Below are 20,894 nucleotides of genomic sequence, written 5' to 3' on the forward strand. Positions count from 1 at the left end.
GCCCCCTTGCTCATGCCGGGGGAAGGGCGGAGGCCGTCTCGAGGACCAGCAGGGTCAGATCGTCGAAGGGAGCCGCGGCGCCCACGAAGGCGTCCACGGCGTCCAGCACATCGTCGATCAGGGCCTGGGGGCCGTCCGCCGGCCGGCAAGCCAGCACCAGGGCCTCCAGCCGGTGGTCGCCGAACTCCTCCTCGGCCAGGTTGAGCGCCTCGGTCACGCCGTCGGAGAAGAGGACCAGCACCTGGCCCGGGTGCAGCTCCCGGCGGCCGGTCTGGAAGTCGACGAAATCGAAGGCCCCCAGCAGCGGCCCGCCGATCTCGAGACGCTCGAGGCCCCCGGTGGAGGGCTCGGCGAGGAGGGGCGGGTTGTGTCCGGCGTTGACGAAGTCCAGCATGCGGGTCCGCGGATCGTAAATGCCGGCGAAGAGCGTGGCGAAGGATCCTTCCGGCGAGTCGCGCAGCAGGCTCAGGTTGACGCGGGCGATGATCTCGTCCAGGCTCTGGTCGTACTCCAGGTGGGAGCGGAGGGTGGAGCGCAGGGCGCTCATGAGGAGGGCGGCGGCCGGTCCCTTGCCGCAGACGTCGCCCAGGGCCAGGCCGATCCGTCCGTCGGCCAGGCGGAAGAAATCGTAGTAGTCACCTCCCACCTGGCTGGCGGGACGGCTGAAGCCCGCCACGCTGATGGTGCCGTCCAGGGCGCCGGCCACCGGCCACAGGCCCTTCTGGATCTCGTTGGCCAGGGCCAGCTGCTCCACCAGGCGGGTGTGGGTCAAGGACTCCCGGTGCAGGCGGTCGCGCTCCAGGGCGATGGCCGCCTGGTCGGCCAGAGCCTCGAGCAGGGCGAGATCCTCCCGGTCGAAGGGCGTCTCGCCCCGGCGGTTGAGGGCCTGGAGGACGCCGATCACGCGGCCGTCGGGCCGCTTGACGGGGACGCAGGTGAGGTTCCGCGTGACGAAGCTGCCGGCCAGCTCGCCGAAGAAGCGCGGGTCGCGGGCAGGGTCGTTGCTGAAGAGGCCCCGCCCCTCACGCGCCACCCAGCCGCAGATGCCCTGGCCGGCAGGGATGCGGCGGCCGGTGATCTCGGCGCTGGCCGGACCCGTGGGCAGGTGGAGGACCAGCTCGCCGCTGGCCTCGTCGAGCAGGAGCAGGGAGCTGGCCTCGGTGCGCAGGATGGCCGCCGCCGAATGCATGATCGAGGCCAGCAGGCGCTCCGGCTCCAGGCTGGAATTGATCTGTCCGATCTGCTCGATCAGCTTGGCCAGCCGCGGAGCGCCGCAGCAGGCGAGCGGATGGTCGGCGCGCCGGAGGTCGGGTGGCGCGGCGCCCTGGGTGGCGGCGCTGCTGGAATCAAGATCCTGATGCATGGACACTCCTGCGCTGCAGCCTGGCTGGCGGTGGATTCCCGGGTCTCCACTTTGCATATGCTTGAATAGTAAGGGGAACCTAAGTTATGAGGCAGGACGGGTCAAGGTGACTGAACTGGATTCGAGGTGAAGGAGGCCGGTCGGGCGCGGCCTGCGAGGGGATGCTGGTCCAGGGCGGGACCGTCACTGCCGTGATCCCTTGGCTCAGCCTGGCAGCTTGTGCTGGAAAGCGGCGGAAGGAGCGGGCCGGGTGGGGCGATGAAGGCCGCGAAAGGGCCGGGACCGACAGCTAAGCGATGGGTCCGGCATAGTCCGGGACGAAGGGGGCCGCCTCCCGGCGCAGCCAGAGAAGGTGCAGGCGCGTCAGCTGCCGCAGGTGGAGCAGGTCGTGGGCCGCCCAGGCCGCCAGGAGGTCCCCGGCGCGCAGGGAGAAACCGTCGCGGTGGGTGTGCTCCAGCTCCCAGTCGGGCGCCGCCAACTGCTCCAGCCAGGCCAGCGAGGCGGCGCGCTCCTCGCGCCAGCGGGCCGCCACTTCCGCCAGGTCGCGCCCGGCGTAGGCCCGCGCCTCCACCCAGCCCCGGGGATCGATGGGCGGCCAGTCCCCGGCGGGATCCGCCAAGGTCTGGCGCAGGCGAGCGCGGAAGTCCTCGCGCTCCTCGTCCAGCAGGTGGCAGGCCACGTCGAGAATGGACCAGTGGCCTTCCGCCGGCCGCCAGCGGGCCTGCCCTTCATCGACTCCCTCCAGCACCATCTCCAGCCATGTGGCCTGGCGTCGCAGCGCTTCAATCATCTTCCGAGCGTCCATGCCTTCCTCCTTGCCGGCCCAAGATGGCACCCAGCGGCCTGTCCTGCTTTCCTAACTTGCGGCCAAGGTCCCTCGACATCCATCACACGAGGTTGCACATGAAGACGCTGCTCCTGCCTGGTCTCGCCCTGGGTCTTCTGCTGGCCGCCGGATGCGGCGGCGACAAGCCCGCCGACCAGGCCGCCACGGTGGCCCCCGACGCCGCGCCGGCCGCCGGTCCGGCCTATCCCGTCGACCTGGAGAACGGCAAGCGGGTCTACGACAAGGCCTGCTTCGCCTGCCACATGACGGGGGTGTCGGGCGCGGCCCCGCTCACGGACAGGGCGCGCTGGACCATCCAGGCGGCCAAGGGGATGGCCACCCTGCACAAGCACGTCATCGAGGGCTTCACCGGGGAGTTCGGCGTGCTGCCCGCCAAGGGCACGTGCATGGATTGCACGGACAAGGACCTCCACGACGCCATCCATTACATGCTGGACCAGGCCGGCGTTCGGCCCACGTACTGATCCCGGCGCCGGGGCGGTGCGCCGCGCCGGCCCAAGCATTGCCACAGGATGCCCATGCACCCACCCGATCCGGACCGGCTGGCGGCCTCTCGCCGTCGTTTGAGCCAAGCCGGCGCCCGCGCCGCCACGCTCGAGGACTATGCCCAGGCCCTCCTGATCCACGTCAACGAGGCGGCGGCCGCCCTGCGCCATCCGGCGGATCCGCCCCGCGGCAGCGTCTTCCGCGTGGGCCTGGCCTACCTGGGGGAGGACGGCCTGGTCATCCCCGTGCCATTCCGGCACCGCGCCCCCTCCCTCTTCCTGGACCAGTTCCATGTGCTGCCCCTGCACGCCACCAGCCTGGGTTCCCTCGTCGAGCGGGGCCGGGGCGACCGCATCGACGACATGGAGGCCCACCTGGCCTCCCGCGGCATCTCCCTGTCAAGCCAGGTGGCCCTGCGCGAGGGGATCCGCTCCAATGTCCGCCTGCCTTGGCGAAGCCTGGACCGCCACGGCTTCCTCTGGTTCTCCGCCGACACGCCCCGCTTCTTCGATGACGCCCTCTTCGCCCACCTGGAAGGCCTGGTGCCCGAGGTGGAACTCCATCTGCGCCTGCTGGACGTGCTCAGCCCGCTGCTGCCAACCGGTCCGGCCCGGCCCGCCTCCCTCGAAGGGTCGGTGGAAGGCCTGGGGCGGTTGGGGCGGCTGCTGGAAGTGGAGGAGAACCCCTTTCCAGGGCGTCTGGCGCTGGACTGGAACCCGCCCGCGGCGGGCCCTCCCGGCCTGGTCAACCTCTGGCGCCTGGGGGAGGGGCTGGCCCTGCTCGCCTCGCTGGAATGCACCGGTTCCGGAGCGGCGGCCCATCGCCTGCTGCTGGCCCTGCGCGGCTGGATCCTGCAGCAGGCCGTGCGTTGGCGCAACCCCTCCCGCCTCTGCGAGGAGGTGGAGGCCTTGCTGGCGACGGCCTGGCGCGACGGCGCGCTGCCGAGGGAGAGCTCCATCCGCGCCGTGGCGCTGGCCGTGCTGCACCTGGACAGCGGACAGACGGACCACGTGGTGGTGGGCGGACCGCGCCTCTGGATCGAGCAGGACGGGGAGACACGGCCCCTTGCCTACGACCCGTCCCCGGCGGGCGCCCGGACGCCGCGGCAAGCCGGCGTGGTCAACCTGGGCGGAGGCCGTCTGCTGTTGGCGCAGGGCGACCGGAGCGCGGAAGCCGGCGGCCATCGGCTGGCCATCCGGCTTTCCTTCGCGCCATGAGCTGAGGCAGGCGGTCCGGCCGCCTTGGCGCAAGTGGCGGACCACGTTCGCGTCTCAGTACCTGAACTTGGCCACGTGTTGCTGCAGGGCGGAGGAGAGGTCGGCCAGCCGAGACGCCGCCGCCGCCGTCTGCTCCGCTTCCCGCCGCGCCATGTCCGTTCCCCCCAGCACCTCATCCAGGGAGGTGGCCACCTCGCTGGTTGAACCCGCCACCTGGCTGATTTGGCCGGCGAACTCGCGGGTGGTGGTGGCCTGCTCCTCGATGGCGCCGGCGATGTTGCCCTGCAGGTCGCGGATGCGGGTCACCACCTCCAGGATGTGACCAATGCCGTCCACCGTGCGGGTGGTGTCCTGCTGGATGGCGTCGATCATGCGACGGATGTCCTCGGTGGCGCGCGTCGTGCCGGAGGCCAGTTCCTTCACCTCCCCCGCCACCACGGCGAAGCCCTTGCCCGCCTCGCCGGCGCGGGCCGCTTCGATCGTGGCGTTGAGGGCCAGCAGATTGGTCTGCTTGGCGATGGTGTCGATCACCTGGATGACGGCGCTGATCTTCTGGCTCGAATCGTCCAGGGTCTGGATGGCAAGGCTGGCCTGGTCGGCCGACTGGACGGCCTCGCCGGCCACCACGGTCGCCTGGTGGGAGGAGTTGGCGATCTCCTGGATCGTGGCCGAGATCTCCTCGGTGGCCGCCGCCATGGCCTGCATCGTGCCGTCCATGTCCTTCAAATGGTGGGTGGCGCCCTCGGCCTTGTCACGGGTGCGGGCCGAGACCAGCTTCAGCTCGCCGGCGATGCGGTCCAACTGGCCGGATGTGGTCTGCAGCTCGCCGGAACTGCCCGCCAGGTCGGCCATCAGGCGCCGGATGGTGGCCAGGGCCGAATTGAATCCCGCGATGAGCCGGCCCAACTCGTCCTCGCGCTCCACTTGCACACTGACGGTGAGATCTCCCTGGGCGAAGCGGGTGACCGCCTGCAGCAGGTGTTCCACGTTGCGGTTGAGGTAGGCGCGCTGGTCCTCCAGCTCGCCCATGCTGCGGCGGATGCTGCCGATCATGCCGGAGAAACTGCTGGCCAGCTCCCCCACCTCGGAGATCCGTTCCAGGGAGCGGTCGGCCAGCGCCTCCTCCTGGTTGAGATTGCCCTCCATCGCCTCCCGCAAGATGGCCGACAGCCGGACGATGGGCTGGGCCATGCGCCCGGCGCTGGCCAGGGCGAACCAGCCGGAGAGGACCAGGGCACCCAGCGCGACCAGCAGCGTGATGATCAGGGTGAGGCGCGCCCCCTTGGCGATACGGTGGACAGGGTCCATGAAGTCGTCCTCCCAGGCGCTGGCACCGATCACCCAGTCCCAGGGCTGGTAGTAGACCACGGCCGCCACTTTGGGGGCCGTGCGCTTGCTCATCGTGTCGTGCCACAGGTAGCGCACCTGGATGATCTGGCCGGGCACCGCCTTGGCCTCGTCGACGATGGTGCGGATGACGGGCTTGCCCTCCGCGTCCTTGGCCTCAAGGATGTTCTCGCCGTCCCGCTTGCCCTGCTGGCTGATGATGTAGTGGCCGTGGTGCTGGCCCTCGCCGCCAATGACCCAGACGTAGCCGGTCTTGCCCACCACGATGTCCATGATGCTCTTGCGCAGGGACTCGATGGACTCCTGCTTGACGCCCACGTGGAGCATGCCCGCCACCTCGCCGCCCTCCATCAGTGGCACATAGCTCGTCGTATACCAGGAGTCCACGACAAAGGCCTTGCCCCGGTAGGTCTCGCCCTTGAGCACGGTCTTCACCACCGTATTGGCGGCGCCGTCCGGGTTGACGGCCGGGATGTAGGTGCCGATGGCGCGCCGGCCTTCCTTGTTGAGCACGGTGGTGGCCACGCGCAGCATGTCGCCGGTCTCGTTCATGCGCTGGAAGACAGTGACCGTGCCGCCCACCAGATCCCGCACCGTGTCGACCAGGGGAACCGCCGTGGTGGCGTCGTCGATGGGCGTCACGTTCCATGAACCCAGTTGGATGGCGGGCAGGCTGACGCTCGCGCTCTCCTGGCTATGCTGGTTGGTGGCTTGCCAGGTGAGTGTACCGGCCACCTGGTTGACGCCGCCCATGCGGCGCACTTGCTCCAGGGCCACCCGCATGTTTCCTTCCACCTGCATCTCCACCAGGGCGTGGGCGGTGGCCACCTGCTGCTGCACGCCGTAGGCGATATGGGCCAGGTCGCTCTTCAACAGGCCGTCCGTCTCTTCAACGACCTGTTTGCGCTGAATCTGCTGGACGAGCAGGCTGGCCACCAGCAGCAGGACGATGGGCAGGGCTGTGCAAAGCAGGACCAGGCGGACGATGCGTGATTTGATCGAGTGCTTCATGTATCCTCCTGGGTGATGCCCAACGTCATCGGCTTCCAAGTGATTGTTCTTGAAAACTCTCACCTTCTTTCCCCCAAGCGGGACCATCATGAACGGAGTCGCGCATGAGAGCCACTCAAAACACGGTTATTCTGGTAATCGCTCTGTTGTCCGGCACCCTTCCCGCCCTGGGTCAGGGCTTTCAGGACTTCATCAACCACATCCATGCCCTTCCCGCCGACCAGCGTCCCGCGCTGGTGGACAGCCTGATGGCGAACCTGCCCGGCAGCGCGACGCCCATCCGCGAGGCGGACCGCGCCTGGTTCCTCTATCGCGGCACAGCCTCCACCCTGGCCCTGGCCGGCGACATGACGGGCTGGCAGCCCGACTTCGCGCTCAGCCTGATCGGCGGGACGGACCTCTGGTATCGCGGCTTCCTCTGCGAGGAGGATGCGCGGCTGGACTACAAGTTCGTGCGCAATGGCTCCCAATGGATCCTTGATCCGCTCAACCCCCTCACCTGCAACGGCGGCTTCGGACCCAACAGCGAACTGGCCATGCCCGCCTACGTGCAACCCCCGGAGATCCTCAACCAGGGGCTGCCGGCGGGCACGCTGGTCACCTGGAACAACTTCCACAGCCCCCAGCTGGGCAACACGCGGACCATCCAGATCCTGCTGCCGCCAGGCCACGTGGAGGGGCAGGCGCGCGGCGTGTGTCTGGTCCACGACGGCCTGGAATACCTGTCGCTGGCCTACCTGCGCAACGTGGTGGCCTGGCTGGCCAACGAGCATCCCACCCTGGAGCTGCCCATCTTCGTCTGCGTGCCGCCCGTCAACCGCACCGCCGAGTACCAGACCACCCAGCAGGCCGCTTTTGGCCTCTTCATCGCCGAGACGGTGGTCCCCGCCGTGCGGGCGGCCTGGGCCACGCACGAGGATCCGGCGCGCTGGATCACCCTGGGCGCCTCCAACGGGGGCAACATCTCGGCCTACCTCCTGGGAGAGTTCCCGCTGATCTTCGGGCGCGGCATCCTCATGAGTCCCTATCTCCCCCAGGCCCAGCAGAATCGGCTGGCCGCCCTCTCCCCGGACAGCCTGCGCCTCTACCTCAATTGGGGCAGCTACGACCTGGACGCCATCCGGCCCCTCGCCGAGCAGACGGCGGAGCTGCTGGAGGCGCGGGGCGTGCCGCACCTGGCGCGCGTCTACCACGAGGGCCACTCCTGGGGCCTGTGGCGGGCCACCATCGACGAGGGCCTGCTTTTCGTGCTGGAGGCGGAAACGGCGCTGCCGCGCTCGGACGGAGGCGTCCGGCCCGGCCGCCTGGACCTGCGGGCCTGGCCCAATCCCTTCAACTCCACCCTGAGCGTGAGCCTGGATGGCATGGGGTCCGCCCATCTGCGGCTCTTCGACGGATTGGGCCGTCTGCGCCAGGAACGGGAGATGCCTGCGCACAGGCAAGTGCTCAGCTGGGAGATGGACACCCTGCCCACCGGCCGCTACTGGATCGAGGCCAGGCGCGGACAGGCCCGGGGCCTGACTTCCGTGACCTTGGTGCGGTGACTGGTCGTTCCCGCCGGTAGGCCGGAGCGCGGGAGCTGTTGTCCAGCGGGCAATGCTTCACGCGTCCTGGACGGTTCGCGACGACCCTTCGAAGCCGTGACAGCATGGGTGGACGGGAGGCTTGCCTCAGGTCGGGCGCCGGGCATCCATGTCAACCGCGGTCGCCACGGCCTGCGCCGGACTGCGAAATCATGCGCTCGGAACGGGAACCCGCCCCGCCGATTTCCCGTTTGGCCCCGCGCTCCCCATGACGCCCTTCGAAGGGCGGGTGGGGGGAGGTGGGAGGGCCTGGAAAAATGCGTATGAATTGAGGCGCCAACGGCGGCGCACCAGCTCCCCCGCTCCCTTCCCACCGCTCTTCTCATGCTACCTTGGTCGTCGACGGCAGGAGGCCGGCGCACCAAACCAGCTCACGAGGAGACCATGACCAGCATTTCCCGCCAGATGGCCCGCTTCGCCCTGGGCCTGCGCCATGAGGATATGCCGGCCGCCGCCCTGCGCGAGGCCTGTCGCTACCTGTATGATTCCGTCGGCTGCGCCTATGGCAGCGTGCGCACCCGGGACGTCAACGCCTTGCGCGGACTCTATCTGGACCTGGGCGGCAAGCCCGAGTCCACCCTCATCGGCTTCGGGGACCGGCTGCCCGGCATCAGCGCCAGCCTGGTCAACAGCCTGATGATCCGCGCCCTGGACTTCAACGACATCTATTGGAAGGAGGACCCCAGCCACCCCTCCGACCTCATCCCGGCCGCGCTGGCGGCGGGCGAGATGGCGGACCGCTCCATGAAGGAGGTGCTGGTGGCCATTCTTCTCGCCTACGAGTTCGAGCAGCGGCTCTGCCTCTTCGCCGTGCCCGGTGTCCGCGAACGCGGCTGGCACCACGCCACCCTCACCCAGTTCGTCAGCCCGCTGGTGGCCGGCTGGCTGCTGGGCCTGGACGAGGACCAGCTGGTCAACGCCATCGGCATCGCCGGTTGCCACAGCCACACCATCGGCTGCCCCACGGCGGGCAAGCTGACCATGATGAAGAACACGGTGGATCCGCTGGCGGTGCAGGCCGGTGTGCAGGCGGCGTTGATGGCCCAGCGAGGCTACACGGGCACCGAAGCCGTCTTCGAGGGCAAGGAGGGCTTCCAGCACTGTTTCGGTCCCGGCTGGAACGAGGACGCCCTGCTGGGCGCCCTGCCGGGCTCGGAGGGCGGGCGGCCGTGGAAGATCCTCGAATGCAGCATGAAGGCCTTCCCCACCGAGGCCCTGACCCACACCCACCTCTCCGCCACCCTCAAGGCCATGCGCAAGGGCCGGCTGGGCTGGCAGGACCTTGAGAAGGTGACGGTGACCACCATCGCCCGCGCCTGCGACATCCTCTTCGATCCCCACAAGTACCGCCCGGAGAGCCGCGAAACGGCGGACCACAGCCTGCCCTACTGCATCGCCGCCGCCATCGTGGACGGCCAGGTGACCACGGCCAGCTTCTCCGACGAGAAGATCCACGACCCGGCCATCCGCGAGGTGATCGACCGCATCGAGGGCGAGGCCTCCCTCGAGTTCGAGGCGATGTTCCCGGCCAAGCAGCCCAGCCGCGTGCGCATCCTGACCAAGGACGGCCGCCTCCTCGAGGAATATCTCGAGTATCCCAAGGGGGATCCGCGGGAACCCATGACCGAGGAGGATCTGGACGCCAAGTTCGGCGCCCTGGCCGCCCCGGTCCTGGACGAGGCGGGCCGCGCCCGGGTCAAGCAGGCCATCTTCGGCTGCGAGGCGCTCTCCGCCCGCGAGTTCATGGATGCCTTGCGCTTCTAGCAGACAGACGAGGGTGGACCGCTGAGAGGTTTGCGCCCTGCGAGCGCGGTTTTCAGGATGTCGCAGCGCATGCCGGTGGCATGTGCAGGAAGGCTGTGGTGAATCCGGTCCGATCGGGGAGGATAAGTCCGACCGGCGGCAGGATCGAAGGGGCGTGACGCAGGGGAAGGAGCCGGGGGCGTGGCCTTGCTGTTGAAGGTTGATCACCTGTCCTTCTCCTACGGCGATCGATCCGCCCTGGACGATCTCAGCCTCGAGCTGCGCCCGGGCGAGATCCTCGGCCTGCTGGGACCCAATGGGGCGGGCAAGAGCACGCTGATGGCCCTCGCCACCGGCCTGCTGGAGCCCCGGTCCGGGAGCGTGCGCACGGCGGGCGGCGATCCCCGCGATCCGGCCGTGCGCGCCCGCTTCGGCCTGGCCCCGCAGGAGCTGGCCCTTTACGACGATCTCAGCGCGTGGGAGAACCTGCTCTTTTTCGGCCGCGTGCAGGGCTTGGCGGGCAACGGCCTGGCCCTCCGGGCCCGGCAGGTCCTGGCCGAGTCGGGCTTGACCGGCCGCGAGCGGGACCGCGTCTCCACCTTCTCCGGCGGCATGAAGCGCCGGCTCAATCTGGCCGTGGCGCTGCTTCACCAGCCGGATCTGCTGCTGCTGGACGAGCCCACGGCGGGGGTCGATCCCCAGTCCCGCCTCGCCCTCTATGACCTGGTCCTTGCCCAGCGGGCGGCGGGGCGCGGCGTCCTCTACGCCACGCATTACATGGAGGAGGCCCAGCGTCTCTGCGACCACGTGGCCGTGCTGGACCAGGGGCGCCTGCTGGATTGCGGAGCGGTTCCCGAGCTGCTGGAGCGCCATGGCGGCCCGTCCATCCTAGAGGCGCAGCGCGCCGGCGGGACGATCCGGCGTGAGACGACCGATCCCATGGGGGAGCTGCTCCGCTTGCACGCCGAGGGGCCGCTCGCGGCCTTCACCGTCCGCCCGCCGGACCTCGAGCAGGTTTTCCTGCGCCTGACCGGCCGCCGTCTGAGGGATTGAAATGGGCAGCATGCTCGCCATCGCCATCAAGGACCTGCGCCTGCTTCTGAGGGATCGCGCCGGTCTCTTCTTCACCATGGCCTTCCCTTTCATCTATGCGCTCTTCTTCGGGGCCATCTTCTCGCCGGGCGAGGAGGGCGCGCGCCGCATTCCCCTGCGCCTGGTGGATCTGGACGGCAGCCCCGCGGCGGCCGCCTTCCTCGATTCGCTGGCGGCGCGACCTGGTCTGGACTGCCGGCGGGACAGCCTGGCGGGCGCCGAGCAGGCGGTGCGGCGGGGTTGGGCCAGCGCCGCCCTCATCCTGCCGCCGGGCTTCGGTCAGGGGCTCGTCCACCCCTTTCGCGGGCAGCCCGTCGAAGTCGAACTGCTCCATGATCCGGTCCGCCGGGCGGAGGCCGGCCTCCTGCAGGGCTTGCTCATGGAACAGGCTTTCCGCGGCCTGGCGCAGCGCTTCCAGGATCCCCGCTCCTTCCTCCCGGATGTGCGCGCCTGGCGGGACAGCCTGGACCGGCCCGCCGCCGCCACCGCGCGCCTCGATCCCCTGCGCCGCTGGCTGGGAGAGCTGGACCGCTTCCTGGTCCATGAGGCCGCCGCCGAGTCCCTGGCCGCCGGTGCGGCGCCACTGGCCGCGCCACGCTCCGGGCTGGCGGACTTCATCCCGCTGAGGATCAAGGCCCGCGAACTGTCGGTGGTGCGGGAGGGACCCCGCTCCTACTTCGAGATCTCCTTTCCCCAGGGCCTGCTCTGGGGCCTGATCAGCGTGGCCGCCACCTTCGGCGTCTCGCTGGTGGTGGAGCGCAAGGAGGGCACGCTGCGCCGCCTGCGCGCCTCGCGCCTGCGCCGCCGGCAGATCCTGGGCGGCAAGGCCCTGGCTTGCGCCGCCACCGTGATGGCCCTGGCCCTCCTCATGCTGGTGGCCGGCCTGCCCCTGGGCGTGCGGGCGGAACGGCCCCTCCTGCTGCTGGCCGCCATCCCCGCCACCGCGGCGGCTTTCACCGGCCTGATGCTGCTGGTCTCCGTCCTGGGTCGCACGGAGCGTTCCGCCTCGGGCATCGGCTGGTCCCTCCTGCTGGTGTTGGCCATGCTGGGGGGCGGCATGGTGCCGCTCTTCATGATGCCGGAGTGGATGCGCGTCCTGGGGAACGCCAGTCCGGTCAAGTGGGCCATCCTCGCCTTCGAGGGAGTGCTCTGGCGCGGCTTCGGCTGGGCCGAGCTGTGGCCGGTCTGCGCCATCCTCTGCGCCTTCGGCGCCGCGGCGGCCGCCATCGGCCTGCGCGCCTTCCGCTGGAACGAGTCTTGACACGCGGCGCCCCGGCCTTGGACGCCCACAGGGCCGGTCGGCCGCTGCGAAAGGAACTGACGTGGAGTGGACGTGGAGCACCCGTCGATGGGAGATCCTTGATCCGGCGCCCCTGCTGGAGGGCGAACGGCTGCGCGGCCTGATCCGCGCCGTCCCCGAGGATTTCGTCGTGGAGGAAGTGCCTGCCTATGAACCCGATGGCGGGGAGGGCCACCTCTTTCTCACGCTGACCAAGCGGGGCTGGACCACCGACGCGGCCCTGCACGAGGTGGCGCGGCAGCTGGGCCTGCCCCGCGGCGAGATTGGCGTGGCCGGCCTCAAGGACCGCCATGCCCTCACCACCCAGTGGATCAGCCTGCCCGCCGCCGGCGCCGCCCGCCACGGCGACTTCCAGCATGCGGACCTGCAATTGGGCGCTCCCCATCCCCACCGCCACAAACTGCGCCGCGGCCACCTCAAGGGCAACCGCTTCCGCATCACCCTGCGCGAGCTGGACCGCCCGGCCGCCCCGGCGCTGGAGTTGGCGCGGGACCGGGCGGAGCGCCTGGCGGAGGCGGGCGGCATGGGCCACCTCTTCGGCCGCCAGCGCTTCGGCCCGGACGGCCGCAACGTGGATCTCGGCCTGCGCCTGCTGGGGCAGCCCCGCCGCCTGCGGCCGGGGGACTTCGCCCTCTCCGCCCTCCAGGGAGCCCTCTTCAACCTGTTCTGGTGCCTGCGCCGGGAGCGGGGCCAGCTGCGCACGGTGCTGGGCGGGGACATCCTGCAGAAGACGGAGACGGGCGGCCTCTTTTCCAGCGCCGATCCTGTGACGGACCAGCAGCGGCTGGAGGCGGGGGAGCTGCGCATCACGGGCCCCATCTTCGGCGCGGACCGCCTGGTGCCGCCGCCGGACAGCCCGGCCCGCGCCCTGGAGGAGGAGGTCCTGGCCGCCTTCGGCCTGGCGCGGGTGCAGTGGACCGGCCTGGGCAAGAAGGCTCCCGGCACGCGGCGCGCCCTGCAGACCCAGGCCGGCGGCCTGACCATCCAGGCGGGCGGGGAAGGGGCCAGCCTGGTGCTGGACTTCGAGCTGGAGGCGGGCGCCTTCGCCACCCGCCTGCTGGGCGAAATGGCGGACTGGCGGGAGGCGGAGCGCGGCGGAGCGGACCCGGACCTGGCGCAGGGGACGAGGGCATGAACATGACGCACCTGGGGCCGGGCTCTGGTCCCCTCCTCCTGATCCACGGCGGGGCGGGACCCATCCGCGCGGACATGACCAGCGAGGAGCTGGTGAGGGGGCGCATGGCCGGCCTGCGCGCCGCCCTCGCCGCCGGCTGGCGCATCCTGGCGGCGGGAGGCCCGGCGCTGGCCGCCGTGCAGGAGGCGGTCATGGCGCTGGAGGACGACCCCCTCTACAACGCGGGCCGCGGTTCCGTCCTCAATGAGGCGGGCGAGGTGGAGCTGGACGCCTCCCTCATGTGCGGCCGCACGCGGCGGGCGGGAGCCCTTTGCGGGGCGCGGCGCCTGCGCCACCCCGTCCGCGCCGCCTGGCGCCTGCTCGAGGCGGGGCGCGTGCTGGGCGCCGGGGTCGCCGTGGAGGACTGGCTGGCCGCCCGGGGCGAGGAGCTGGCGGACCCCGCCTGGTTCGTCACGCGGGAGCGGCAGGCCCAGTTGGAGGCCGCCCGCGGGCGGGGACAGGCCGTGCTGGACCACGCCGGGGAGCTGGCGGGCGGGGATGATGCCGGCACGGTGGGCGCCGTGGCCCGCGACCTGGCCGGCGACCTGGCCGCCGCCACCTCCACCGGCGGCATGACCAACAAGCCCCGCGGGCGCATCGGCGACAGCCCCGTGATCGGGGCCGGCACCTATGCCGACAACCGCTCCCTGGCCCTCTCGGCCACCGGGGCGGGAGAGGCCTTCCTCCGCGCCGTCTTCGCCCACGAGGTGGAGGCGCGTCTCCGGCTGGGCGGTCAGGATCTGGCCGAGGCCTGCGCGGCGGCCCTGACCAACGTGGCGGAGCTGGGTGGCGAGGGCGGCTGTGTGGCCCTCAGCGCGGAGCGGGGCGTGCTGGCCTTCAACAGCCAGGGCATGTACCGCGCCTGGGCCGACCCCGCCATTGGGCGCTGGGGCTTGGCCATCTTCGAAGAGGAACTGCTTGAGGGGGGCGATCTCCGACAGCTTGAATTCACGGAGTGATGCGGGGATTCGGGCGGCCCCTTGGGCGCAGGAGGACCGGCCCGGAGGGCGGGTGCTGATCCACGTGTCGCGGTTTCACGAGGCGCCGCCGCCTCATTCCCCGCCCAGCAGCTCGTCCAGGGGCAGGTGGTTCTCGTCCCGCTCCACCAGCAGGATGCCGGCCAGGGGCACAATCAGGTAGCGGTGGCCCTGGTAGGTGACCTCGATCGCCGCCTTCTTCAGGTAGAGGGCGTAGTCGCCCGCCTCCACCTCCATGGGCAGGTGGCGCAGGCGGCCCGGGGCCGGTCGCCAGGGTTCGTCCGAGCTGTCCGGGTCGGGCATGGGCGTGCCCGGCCCCACCGCCACCACCGTGCCGCCCTGCACGATGTCCTTGTCGCTCACGCTGGGGGGCAGGTAGAGGCCGGCTCCCGTCCGCTGCTGGCCGGCGTCGGGCAGGATCAGCACCCGGTCGCCGATCACCTTGAGATGCTCCAGGCCGCTCATCCCACCTCCAGGAGTTGATCGCCTCGGCGGGCGGAATATAGCGCCCGGTCGGCGGTCCGCATCGGCGGCGGGCGCCTGCCGCAGTCACCGGGGACCATGCCTTATCTTGGCCCCGGACAGCCCGGGAGCACCATGGATGAGCGGCAAGCGCGCATTGTGAAGGAATTCGAGGCCCTGCCCGGTTGGGAGGAACGCTATGAGCGCCTCATCCAGCTGGGCGCCGCCCTCCCCCCCTACCCCGACGAGTGGCGCGGCGAGGCGCTCAAGGTGAAGGGCTGCCAGTCCCAGGTCTGGCTGCACGCCCGGCTGGAGGAGGGCAAGGTCGTCCTGGACGCCGACAGCGACGCCCTCATCGTCAAGGGTCTCATCGCCCTGCTGCTGCGCGTGTATTCCGGCCTGAGCCCCGACGCCATCCTGGCCACCCGGCCCGAGTTCGTCGAGGCGATCGGCATGCGCCAGCACCTGTCGCCCACGCGCGCCAACGGCCTGGCGGCCATGGTCAAGCAGATCCAGCTCTACGCCTTGGCCTTCCGGCTCAGCGCCCCGGCCTCGGCCTGAGACGCGGCCCCAAGGCCCGTAGCGGCGGTCGAGCGCGCCCTTCTCCTGGGAGGACGAGATGAAAGTCTACCTGAGCGTGGACATGGAGGGCGTCACCGGCGCCCAGCACTGGGACGAGACGGAGATCGGCAAGCCCGGCTACGAGCGGCTGCGGGATCGCATGGCCCGTGAGGCCGCCACCGTGGCCGCGGCCGCCCTCGAAGCGGGGGCGTGTGAGGTGTGGGTGCAGGACGCCCATGACACGGGCCGCAACCTGGCGCCCGAGGACCTGCCCCCCGGCTGCCGCCTCATCCGCGGTTGGAGCGGCGACCCCCGCCTCATGGTGCAGGAGCTGGACAAGAGCTTTGCCGCGCTGCTGGTGGTGGGTTGGCACAGCGGGGCGGGCAGCGGCGGATCGCCCCTCTGCCATGCCATGTCCACGGGTCTGACCGGCCTGCGCCTCAACGGCGAGCCCTGCTCCGAGCTGCGCCTCGCCGGGTTGACGGCCGCGGGGCTGGGCGTGCCGCTCGTCTTCTGCGCCGGCGACCAGGCCCTCTGCGCGGAGGCGCGGGCCTGGCTGCCCGGCATCCGCACGGTGGCCACCCAGGAGGGACGCGGCGAGAGCGTGGTCTGCCACGACGCCCAGGCGGTCCTCGCGCGGATGGCCGAGGCCGGCCGGGCCGCCCTGGCCAACCTGTCCGCCGCCCGTCTGCCCCGCCTGCCCCGCCGCTGGGAGCTGGAAATGGACTTCCGCAGCCCGGCGCGGGCCCGGCGCGCCTCCTTCTATCCGGGGATGAGGCAGGTCACGCCCTCGACCGTGCGTCTGCGCGGCGCGGCGCTGGACGATCTGCTGCGCGCCCTGCTCTTCGCCGTCTGATGAAGGGCTTGGTCCAGGCGGCGGGCATCCGCGACGAGGAGGAGGCCCGCCTCTGCCTGGCGGAGGGGGTGGACCTGCTCGGCTTTCCCTTCCGCCTGCCCGTCCACCGGGAGGACCTGGACGAGGGGGAGGCGGCCCGGCTCATCCGCTCCCTGGACATCGGGGCGCGCTGCGTGCTCATCACCTACCTGGACCGCGCCGCCGAGATCCGGGAGCTGGCCGATTTCCTGGGCTGCGGCTGGGTGCAGGTGCACGGGGCGATGGGAGCGGGGGAGCTGGCCAACCTGCGCCGGGCCGGACCCGGGCTGCATATCATCCGCAGCCTGATCATCCGCGGCCCCGACCTGGTGGAGCCGCTGGCCCTCCTGCGGGAGGCGGAGGCCCAGGTGGACGCCTTCCTCACGGACAGCCACGATCCGGCCACCGGGGCCGACGGCGCCACGGGCCGGGTCCATGACTGGAGCCTCAGCCGCCGCCTGCGCGAGGCGACCACGCGGCGGCTCATCCTGGCCGGCGGGCTGCACGCCGGCAACGTGGGGGAGGCCATCCGCGCCGTGGGACCGGCCGGGGTGGACGCCCACAGCGGCCTGGAGGACAGGGAGGGCGCCAAGGACAGGAAGCGCGTGCGCGCCTTCGTCGCGGCGGCCCGGGCAGGATTCGCCGAAGAGGGGGGCGCATGATAAGCCATCGCCGGGAGCTGGTCCTCACCCTCCCCGCCCGTCGCGCTTTTGTCAACATCACGCCCCAGGTCGAACTGGCGCTGGCCGAGAGTGGCGTGGCCGAGGGACTCGTCCTCGTCAACGCCATGCACATCACGGCCAGCGTCTTCATCAACGACGACGAGGGCGGGCTGCACGCCGACTTCGAGCGCTGGCTGGAGGAGCTGGCCCCCCACCAACCGGTCTCCCGCTATGCCCACAATCGCACGGGGGAGGACAACGGCGACGCCCACCTCAAGCGTCAGGTGATGGGGCGCGAGGTGGTGGTGGCGGTGACGGGGGGCCGCCTGGATTTCGGGCCCTGGGAGCAGATCTTCTACGGCGAGTTCGACGGCCGGCGACCCAAGCGGATCCTTGTCAAGATCATCGGGGAGTGACCGTGCGCATCCTGGCCCTGACGCACACCTATCCGCGCTTCCCCGCCGACACCAACGGACCCTTTGTCCGTTTCCTCATGGACGAGCTGGCCCGCCGCGGCCACGAGGTGCGCATCCTGACGGCCTGGGACCGGGGCTTCGATCCCGCCGAGCTGGAGCGGGACCTGGACGGGCGTGGCCGCGCCCGCGCCCGGCTCTCCGCCTACCGCTACGCCCCATGGGACGCCTGGCACCTCCTGGGCTATTCGCGCACCATCCGCGAGGATGTCCGGCTGAGGACCCGCATGCTCCTGCTCAGTCCGCTCATGCTGGCGGCGGGGGCCCGCGCCCTGCGGCGCGCGGCGCAGGAGTTCCGCCCCGACCTGCTGCATGCCCACTGGTTCCTGCCCAACGCCTTCATGGCCGCCGGCGTGGCCCGCCGCCTGGGCCTGCCCCTGGTGGCCACCTTGCACGGCAGCGACGTGTTCGTGGCGGAGAAGGGCTGGCCCTTCTCGCACATGACGCGCGTGGCGCTGCGCGCCACCACGCGCCTGACGAGCTGCTCGCCGGAGCTGCGGGATCGCGTTTGCGCCCTGGGCCTGGACCGGCGGCGCAGCCATGTCATCCCCTATGCCGCCGATCCCGGCCTGCTCGAGGGCGGGATCGATCCGGCCGCCGCCGCCCGCATGCGGGAGCGCCTGCTGGCCGGCGCGCCCGGCCCCCTCGTGCTGGCCCTCGGGCGGCTGGTCTGGAAGAAGGGCTTCCACGTCCTGCTGGAGGCGCTGCCTCCCTTGCGCGCCCAGCATCCCGGCCTGCGCGTCGCCATCGCCGGCGAGGGCGATCTGGCGGAGCGCCTGAAGACAATGGTCCGCGAACGCGGCCTGCAGCTGGTGGTCGACTTCCCCGGCCGATTGTCGCGGGAGGAGGTGGGTCCGGCCATGGCGGCCTGCGACCTCTTCGTCATGCCCAGCGTGCACGACGAGGCGGGCAACGTGGACGGCCTGCCCAATGTCATCCTCGAGGCGATGGCGGCCCGGCGCGCCGTGGTGGCCAGCGAGGTGGCCGGCATTCCCCTGGCCGTGCGCCATGGCGTGACCGGCCTGCTGGCCGCGCCGGACGACCCGCGCTCCCTCAAGCAGGCCCTGCGCCTGGCCCTGTCCGACGCGGAGGTCCGCCGCCGCTGGGGCGAGGCGGGGCGCGCCCTGATCGAGTCGGAACTCAACTGGCCGGCGGTGGCCGCCCGCTATGAGGAGATCTATCGGCTGGCCCGGGCGGACGGCCCCGGTGGCGCCGGGAGCCGGACACGGACGCGGCTGGACGCGCCATGAGAATCTGCCTGGTCCAGCAGCATCCCGTCGACGAGGAGCGCATCCCGGCGGCCATCCTGCGCTGGGTGGTGCTCCACGACCGCCTGCTGGCCCGCGGCCACGAGGTGGTGAGCGTGGGGCCCAACCAGCGCTGGCGCCTGGAGACCCGGATCTTCCGCGGCGCGCCCCAGCTCATGGTCCCGGGGCCGGGCAGCGGCATCAAGGCCCTGGACATGGCGGTCTTCGCCCTGCTGCTGGGACCTGTCCTGCTCCTGGCACGCCGGCGCTGGCGGCCGGAGGCCTGGTTCATGGACGAACTCTTCGTGGGGCCCGGCCTCGCCCTGCTCCGCCTCGTCCACCGGCGGGAGGCGGTGGTCTACGACGTGATGGGGATCCACTACCATCAAGTCCGCAAGCACAACCGCAATCTGTGGCGGCAGCTGCCCCTGGCCTGGATCTACGGGGCGCTGGAGCGCCTCACCCTGTGGGGCGCCACCCTCGTCTCCACCGTCAACGAGGCGCACCGCACGGAGCTGCTCCGCTGGACGCGGCGGCCGGTTGCCGTCATCCGCGATGCGGCGGAGTTCCCGGATGGCGCCCCGCCCGCCCTCGCCCTGCCGGCCAAGGAGGAGGGGACGATCTGGCTCAGCTTCGTGGGGAAGATCTCCAACCGCCGCCTGGACGACCTCTACCACATCCTGCCCGACCTGATGGCCGCCGAGGCGCGCCTGCGCCTCATCATCGTGGGCAACGGTCCCTTCCACCGCCGCTACACGGAGTGGACAGCCCGCCTGGGGTTGCAGGACCGCGTCCACTTCGCCGATTTCGTGCCCCATGCCCAGCTGCCCGCCTGGCTGGCGCCCGCCGACATCACCTACAGCGACGACTGGTCGGACATCGGTTTCCCCATGAAGGTCTTCGAGTACATGGCGCTGGGCAAGGCCATCCTGGTGGAGGACACGCCCGCCGTGCGCGAGGTGATGCGTCACGAGGAGAACGGCTTGCTCTATGAAGGACAGGAAGGCCTGCGCGATGGCATCCTGCGCCTGTGCCGCGACGGCGGGCTGCGTCGCCGCATCGGCGCGGCGGCCGCGGCGGAGGCCCGGGCCCGGCACCGCTGGGATGACCGCATCGACCGCTTCGAGCGGCTCTTCGCCCAGGCGCGCCTAGGGGCATTGGAGTCCCTGGGACGGTCGGAATCGCCCAAAGCGGGGGACGATCTATGAAGATTTTGCTGCTCCTGCTCCTGCTCCTGCTCGCGCTGGGTCTGGGCGCCCTGGCGCCGCGCCCCACGGCGGAGGCGCCCCTGCGCTGGCCCGAGTGGATCCCCGTCCTGCGCGACGAAGTGCGGGCGGGCGACACGATGCAGGGGGTGCTGGCCCGCCTCGGCCTGCCCGACATGTTGCTGCCCGACATCGTGGCGGCCTGCGAGGGCCTGCTCGACCTGCGCCGCCTGCGCCCCGGGGAGCCGGTCCTGCTGGTCCGCCACAGCGTGGGCGATTCCCTCCGCCTGGTCCATTACGGGTCCGGCGCCCGTTGCCTGGAACTGACCCTGCCCCTGGCCCTGCGCGGTGATTCCCTTGTCGCCGTGGAAAGAACCTGCCGGGCCCGGCTGGACAGCGCGCGCACCACGCCGCAGGTGGTGGTGCACCAGGGCCGGGTCGGCTCGCACCTCTACGAGGCCGTGCTGGCGGCGGGCGGTGGCCCCCAGCTCGTGCTGGGCTTCGCCGATATCTTCCAGTGGGACGTGGACTTCCTGCTGGATGTGCGGGAGGGCGACATGTTCTGGCTGGCGGTGGAGGAATCCCGCGTGGCGCGGAGCTACCTGGGCGACAGCGTGACGGTGGAGGGCCGCATCCTGGCGGCGCGCTACGAGAACGGCGGCCGCCGCCTGGAGGCCTGTCGCCTGGACGGCTGCGGGGAGGCAGGCTATTTCAATGGACAGGGCCAGTCCTATCAGAAGGAGTTCCTGACCAGCCCCCTCACCTTCCGCCGCGTCAGCTCGCACTTCGGCCTGCGCCGACACCCGGTGCTGCGTCAGGTGCGCATGCATCATGGCATCGATTACGCCGCTCCCCACGGCACCCCGGTGGTGGCGGCCGCCGCCGGCGTGGTGACCAAGGCCGGCTGGGAGAAGGGGTACGGGCAGGTGGTGCGCATCCGCCACAACCAGCGCCGGGAGACAGTCTACGGACACTTGAGTTCCCTGGCCGACGGTATGCGGACCGGGCGCCGCGTGGCCCAGGACGAGTTCATCGGACGGGTGGGGGCCACCGGCCTGGCCACGGGTCCGCACCTGCACTACGAGATCATCGAGAATGGCCGTAGCGTGGACCCACGCAAGGTGCGCAACGAGCCGGGCAAGCCCGTGCCCCCGAACTGCCTGCCCGCCTTCCTGGCCGAATTCGATCGGTGGTTTGGCGCGGATCCACCTGGGTTGGAAGCGGCAGAGCGGTAGGGCATGGATGCAGCTGGACAAGGAGCGAGCGCCCT

General features: G+C 71.2%; 19 protein-coding genes. 15 read left to right on the forward strand and 4 right to left on the reverse strand.

The features are described 5' to 3' along the window. Window positions 1-10 precede the first annotated feature (10 nt). Both Q8O14_15340 and Q8O14_15345 read right to left on the reverse strand, forming a co-directional pair. Window positions 11-1,363 (reverse strand): SpoIIE family protein phosphatase, encoded by a 1,353-nt coding sequence (locus Q8O14_15340; protein ID MDP2362101.1) that lies wholly within the window; start codon window positions 1,361-1,363, stop codon window positions 11-13. Window positions 1,364-1,652: 289 nt separating this feature from the next. Next, a complete protein-coding gene (locus Q8O14_15345; GenBank protein MDP2362102.1) occupies window positions 1,653-2,168 on the reverse strand; it encodes a DinB family protein in 516 nt (171 codons plus the stop codon). Between the two features lie 98 nt (window positions 2,169-2,266). Between Q8O14_15345 and Q8O14_15350 the strand changes: the two genes are divergently transcribed. Both Q8O14_15350 and Q8O14_15355 read left to right on the forward strand, forming a co-directional pair. Next, window positions 2,267-2,674, forward strand: a complete 408-nt coding sequence (locus tag Q8O14_15350; protein MDP2362103.1) for a c-type cytochrome — start codon at window positions 2,267-2,269, stop codon at window positions 2,672-2,674. Window positions 2,675-2,728: 54 nt separating this feature from the next. Next, window positions 2,729-3,913, forward strand: coding sequence for a hypothetical protein (locus Q8O14_15355; protein MDP2362104.1), 1,185 nt, complete (start codon window positions 2,729-2,731; stop codon window positions 3,911-3,913). Between the two features lie 54 nt (window positions 3,914-3,967). Here the strand turns inward: Q8O14_15355 and Q8O14_15360 are convergent, their stop codons facing one another. After that, complete coding sequence (locus Q8O14_15360) at window positions 3,968-6,271, reverse strand: methyl-accepting chemotaxis protein (protein MDP2362105.1); 2,304 nt, start codon at window positions 6,269-6,271, stop codon at window positions 3,968-3,970. Window positions 6,272-6,375: 104 nt separating this feature from the next. Here Q8O14_15360 and Q8O14_15365 point away from each other — a divergent pair, with 104 nt between their 5' ends. From Q8O14_15365 to Q8O14_15390, 6 genes are all read left to right on the forward strand, one after another. Beyond that, complete coding sequence (locus Q8O14_15365; GenBank protein MDP2362106.1) at window positions 6,376-7,815, forward strand: alpha/beta hydrolase-fold protein; 1,440 nt, start codon at window positions 6,376-6,378, stop codon at window positions 7,813-7,815. 423 nt (window positions 7,816-8,238) lie between these two features. After that, complete coding sequence (locus Q8O14_15370; GenBank protein ID MDP2362107.1) at window positions 8,239-9,618, forward strand: MmgE/PrpD family protein; 1,380 nt, start codon at window positions 8,239-8,241, stop codon at window positions 9,616-9,618. A 180-nt stretch (window positions 9,619-9,798) separates the two neighbouring features. Beyond that, window positions 9,799-10,650, forward strand: coding sequence for an ABC transporter ATP-binding protein (locus tag Q8O14_15375; GenBank protein ID MDP2362108.1), 852 nt, complete (start codon window positions 9,799-9,801; stop codon window positions 10,648-10,650). Window position 10,651: 1 nt separating this feature from the next. Next, window positions 10,652-11,950, forward strand: coding sequence for an ABC transporter permease (locus Q8O14_15380; GenBank protein MDP2362109.1), 1,299 nt, complete (start codon window positions 10,652-10,654; stop codon window positions 11,948-11,950). Between the two features lie 61 nt (window positions 11,951-12,011). Then, a complete protein-coding gene (locus Q8O14_15385; protein ID MDP2362110.1) occupies window positions 12,012-13,124 on the forward strand; it encodes a tRNA pseudouridine(13) synthase TruD in 1,113 nt (370 codons plus the stop codon). Next, window positions 13,121-14,122: an isoaspartyl peptidase/L-asparaginase gene (locus Q8O14_15390; GenBank protein ID MDP2362111.1), complete on the forward strand. Its 1,002-nt coding sequence runs from the start codon at window positions 13,121-13,123 to the stop codon at window positions 14,120-14,122. Before Q8O14_15385 ends, Q8O14_15390 begins: the two co-directional genes overlap by 4 nt. Before the next feature lie 93 nt (window positions 14,123-14,215). On the opposite strand, the gene Q8O14_15395 is transcribed toward Q8O14_15390, so the two are convergent. Continuing rightward, complete coding sequence (locus Q8O14_15395) at window positions 14,216-14,605, reverse strand: co-chaperone GroES family protein (protein MDP2362112.1); 390 nt, start codon at window positions 14,603-14,605, stop codon at window positions 14,216-14,218. Window positions 14,606-14,737: 132 nt separating this feature from the next. Here Q8O14_15395 and Q8O14_15400 point away from each other — a divergent pair, with 132 nt between their 5' ends. Genes Q8O14_15400 through Q8O14_15430 form a run of 7 tightly spaced genes read left to right on the forward strand, consistent with a single transcriptional unit; the run spans window position 14,738 to window position 20,859 of the window. Beyond that, window positions 14,738-15,163 carry a SufE family protein gene (locus Q8O14_15400; protein MDP2362113.1) on the forward strand — a complete coding sequence of 142 codons (426 nt, stop codon included), beginning with the start codon at window positions 14,738-14,740 and terminating at the stop codon, window positions 15,161-15,163. A gap of 58 nt (window positions 15,164-15,221) precedes the next feature. Continuing rightward, entirely contained in the window at window positions 15,222-16,019 is a 798-nt protein-coding gene (locus Q8O14_15405) for a M55 family metallopeptidase (protein MDP2362114.1), read from the forward strand. After that, on the forward strand, window positions 16,019-16,699 hold the full coding sequence (locus Q8O14_15410; GenBank protein ID MDP2362115.1) for a phosphoribosylanthranilate isomerase: 681 nt from the start codon (window positions 16,019-16,021) through the stop codon (window positions 16,697-16,699). Before Q8O14_15405 ends, Q8O14_15410 begins: the two co-directional genes overlap by 1 nt. Then, a complete protein-coding gene (locus tag Q8O14_15415; GenBank protein ID MDP2362116.1) occupies window positions 16,696-17,115 on the forward strand; it encodes a secondary thiamine-phosphate synthase enzyme YjbQ in 420 nt (139 codons plus the stop codon). The genes Q8O14_15410 and Q8O14_15415 overlap by 4 nt, the downstream gene beginning before the upstream one ends. Window positions 17,116-17,117: 2 nt before the next feature. Continuing rightward, window positions 17,118-18,422 carry a glycosyltransferase gene (locus Q8O14_15420; GenBank protein MDP2362117.1) on the forward strand — a complete coding sequence of 435 codons (1,305 nt, stop codon included), beginning with the start codon at window positions 17,118-17,120 and terminating at the stop codon, window positions 18,420-18,422. Next, window positions 18,419-19,627, forward strand: coding sequence for a glycosyltransferase family 4 protein (locus Q8O14_15425; protein MDP2362118.1), 1,209 nt, complete (start codon window positions 18,419-18,421; stop codon window positions 19,625-19,627). Before Q8O14_15420 ends, Q8O14_15425 begins: the two co-directional genes overlap by 4 nt. Beyond that, window positions 19,624-20,859: a M23 family metallopeptidase gene (locus tag Q8O14_15430; GenBank protein ID MDP2362119.1), complete on the forward strand. Its 1,236-nt coding sequence runs from the start codon at window positions 19,624-19,626 to the stop codon at window positions 20,857-20,859. Before Q8O14_15425 ends, Q8O14_15430 begins: the two co-directional genes overlap by 4 nt. The last annotated feature ends 35 nt before the right edge of the window (window positions 20,860-20,894 follow it).

This window comes from bacterium (assembly GCA_030685015.1).
Classification (GTDB): domain Bacteria; phylum CAIWAD01; class CAIWAD01; order CAIWAD01; family CAIWAD01; genus CAIWAD01.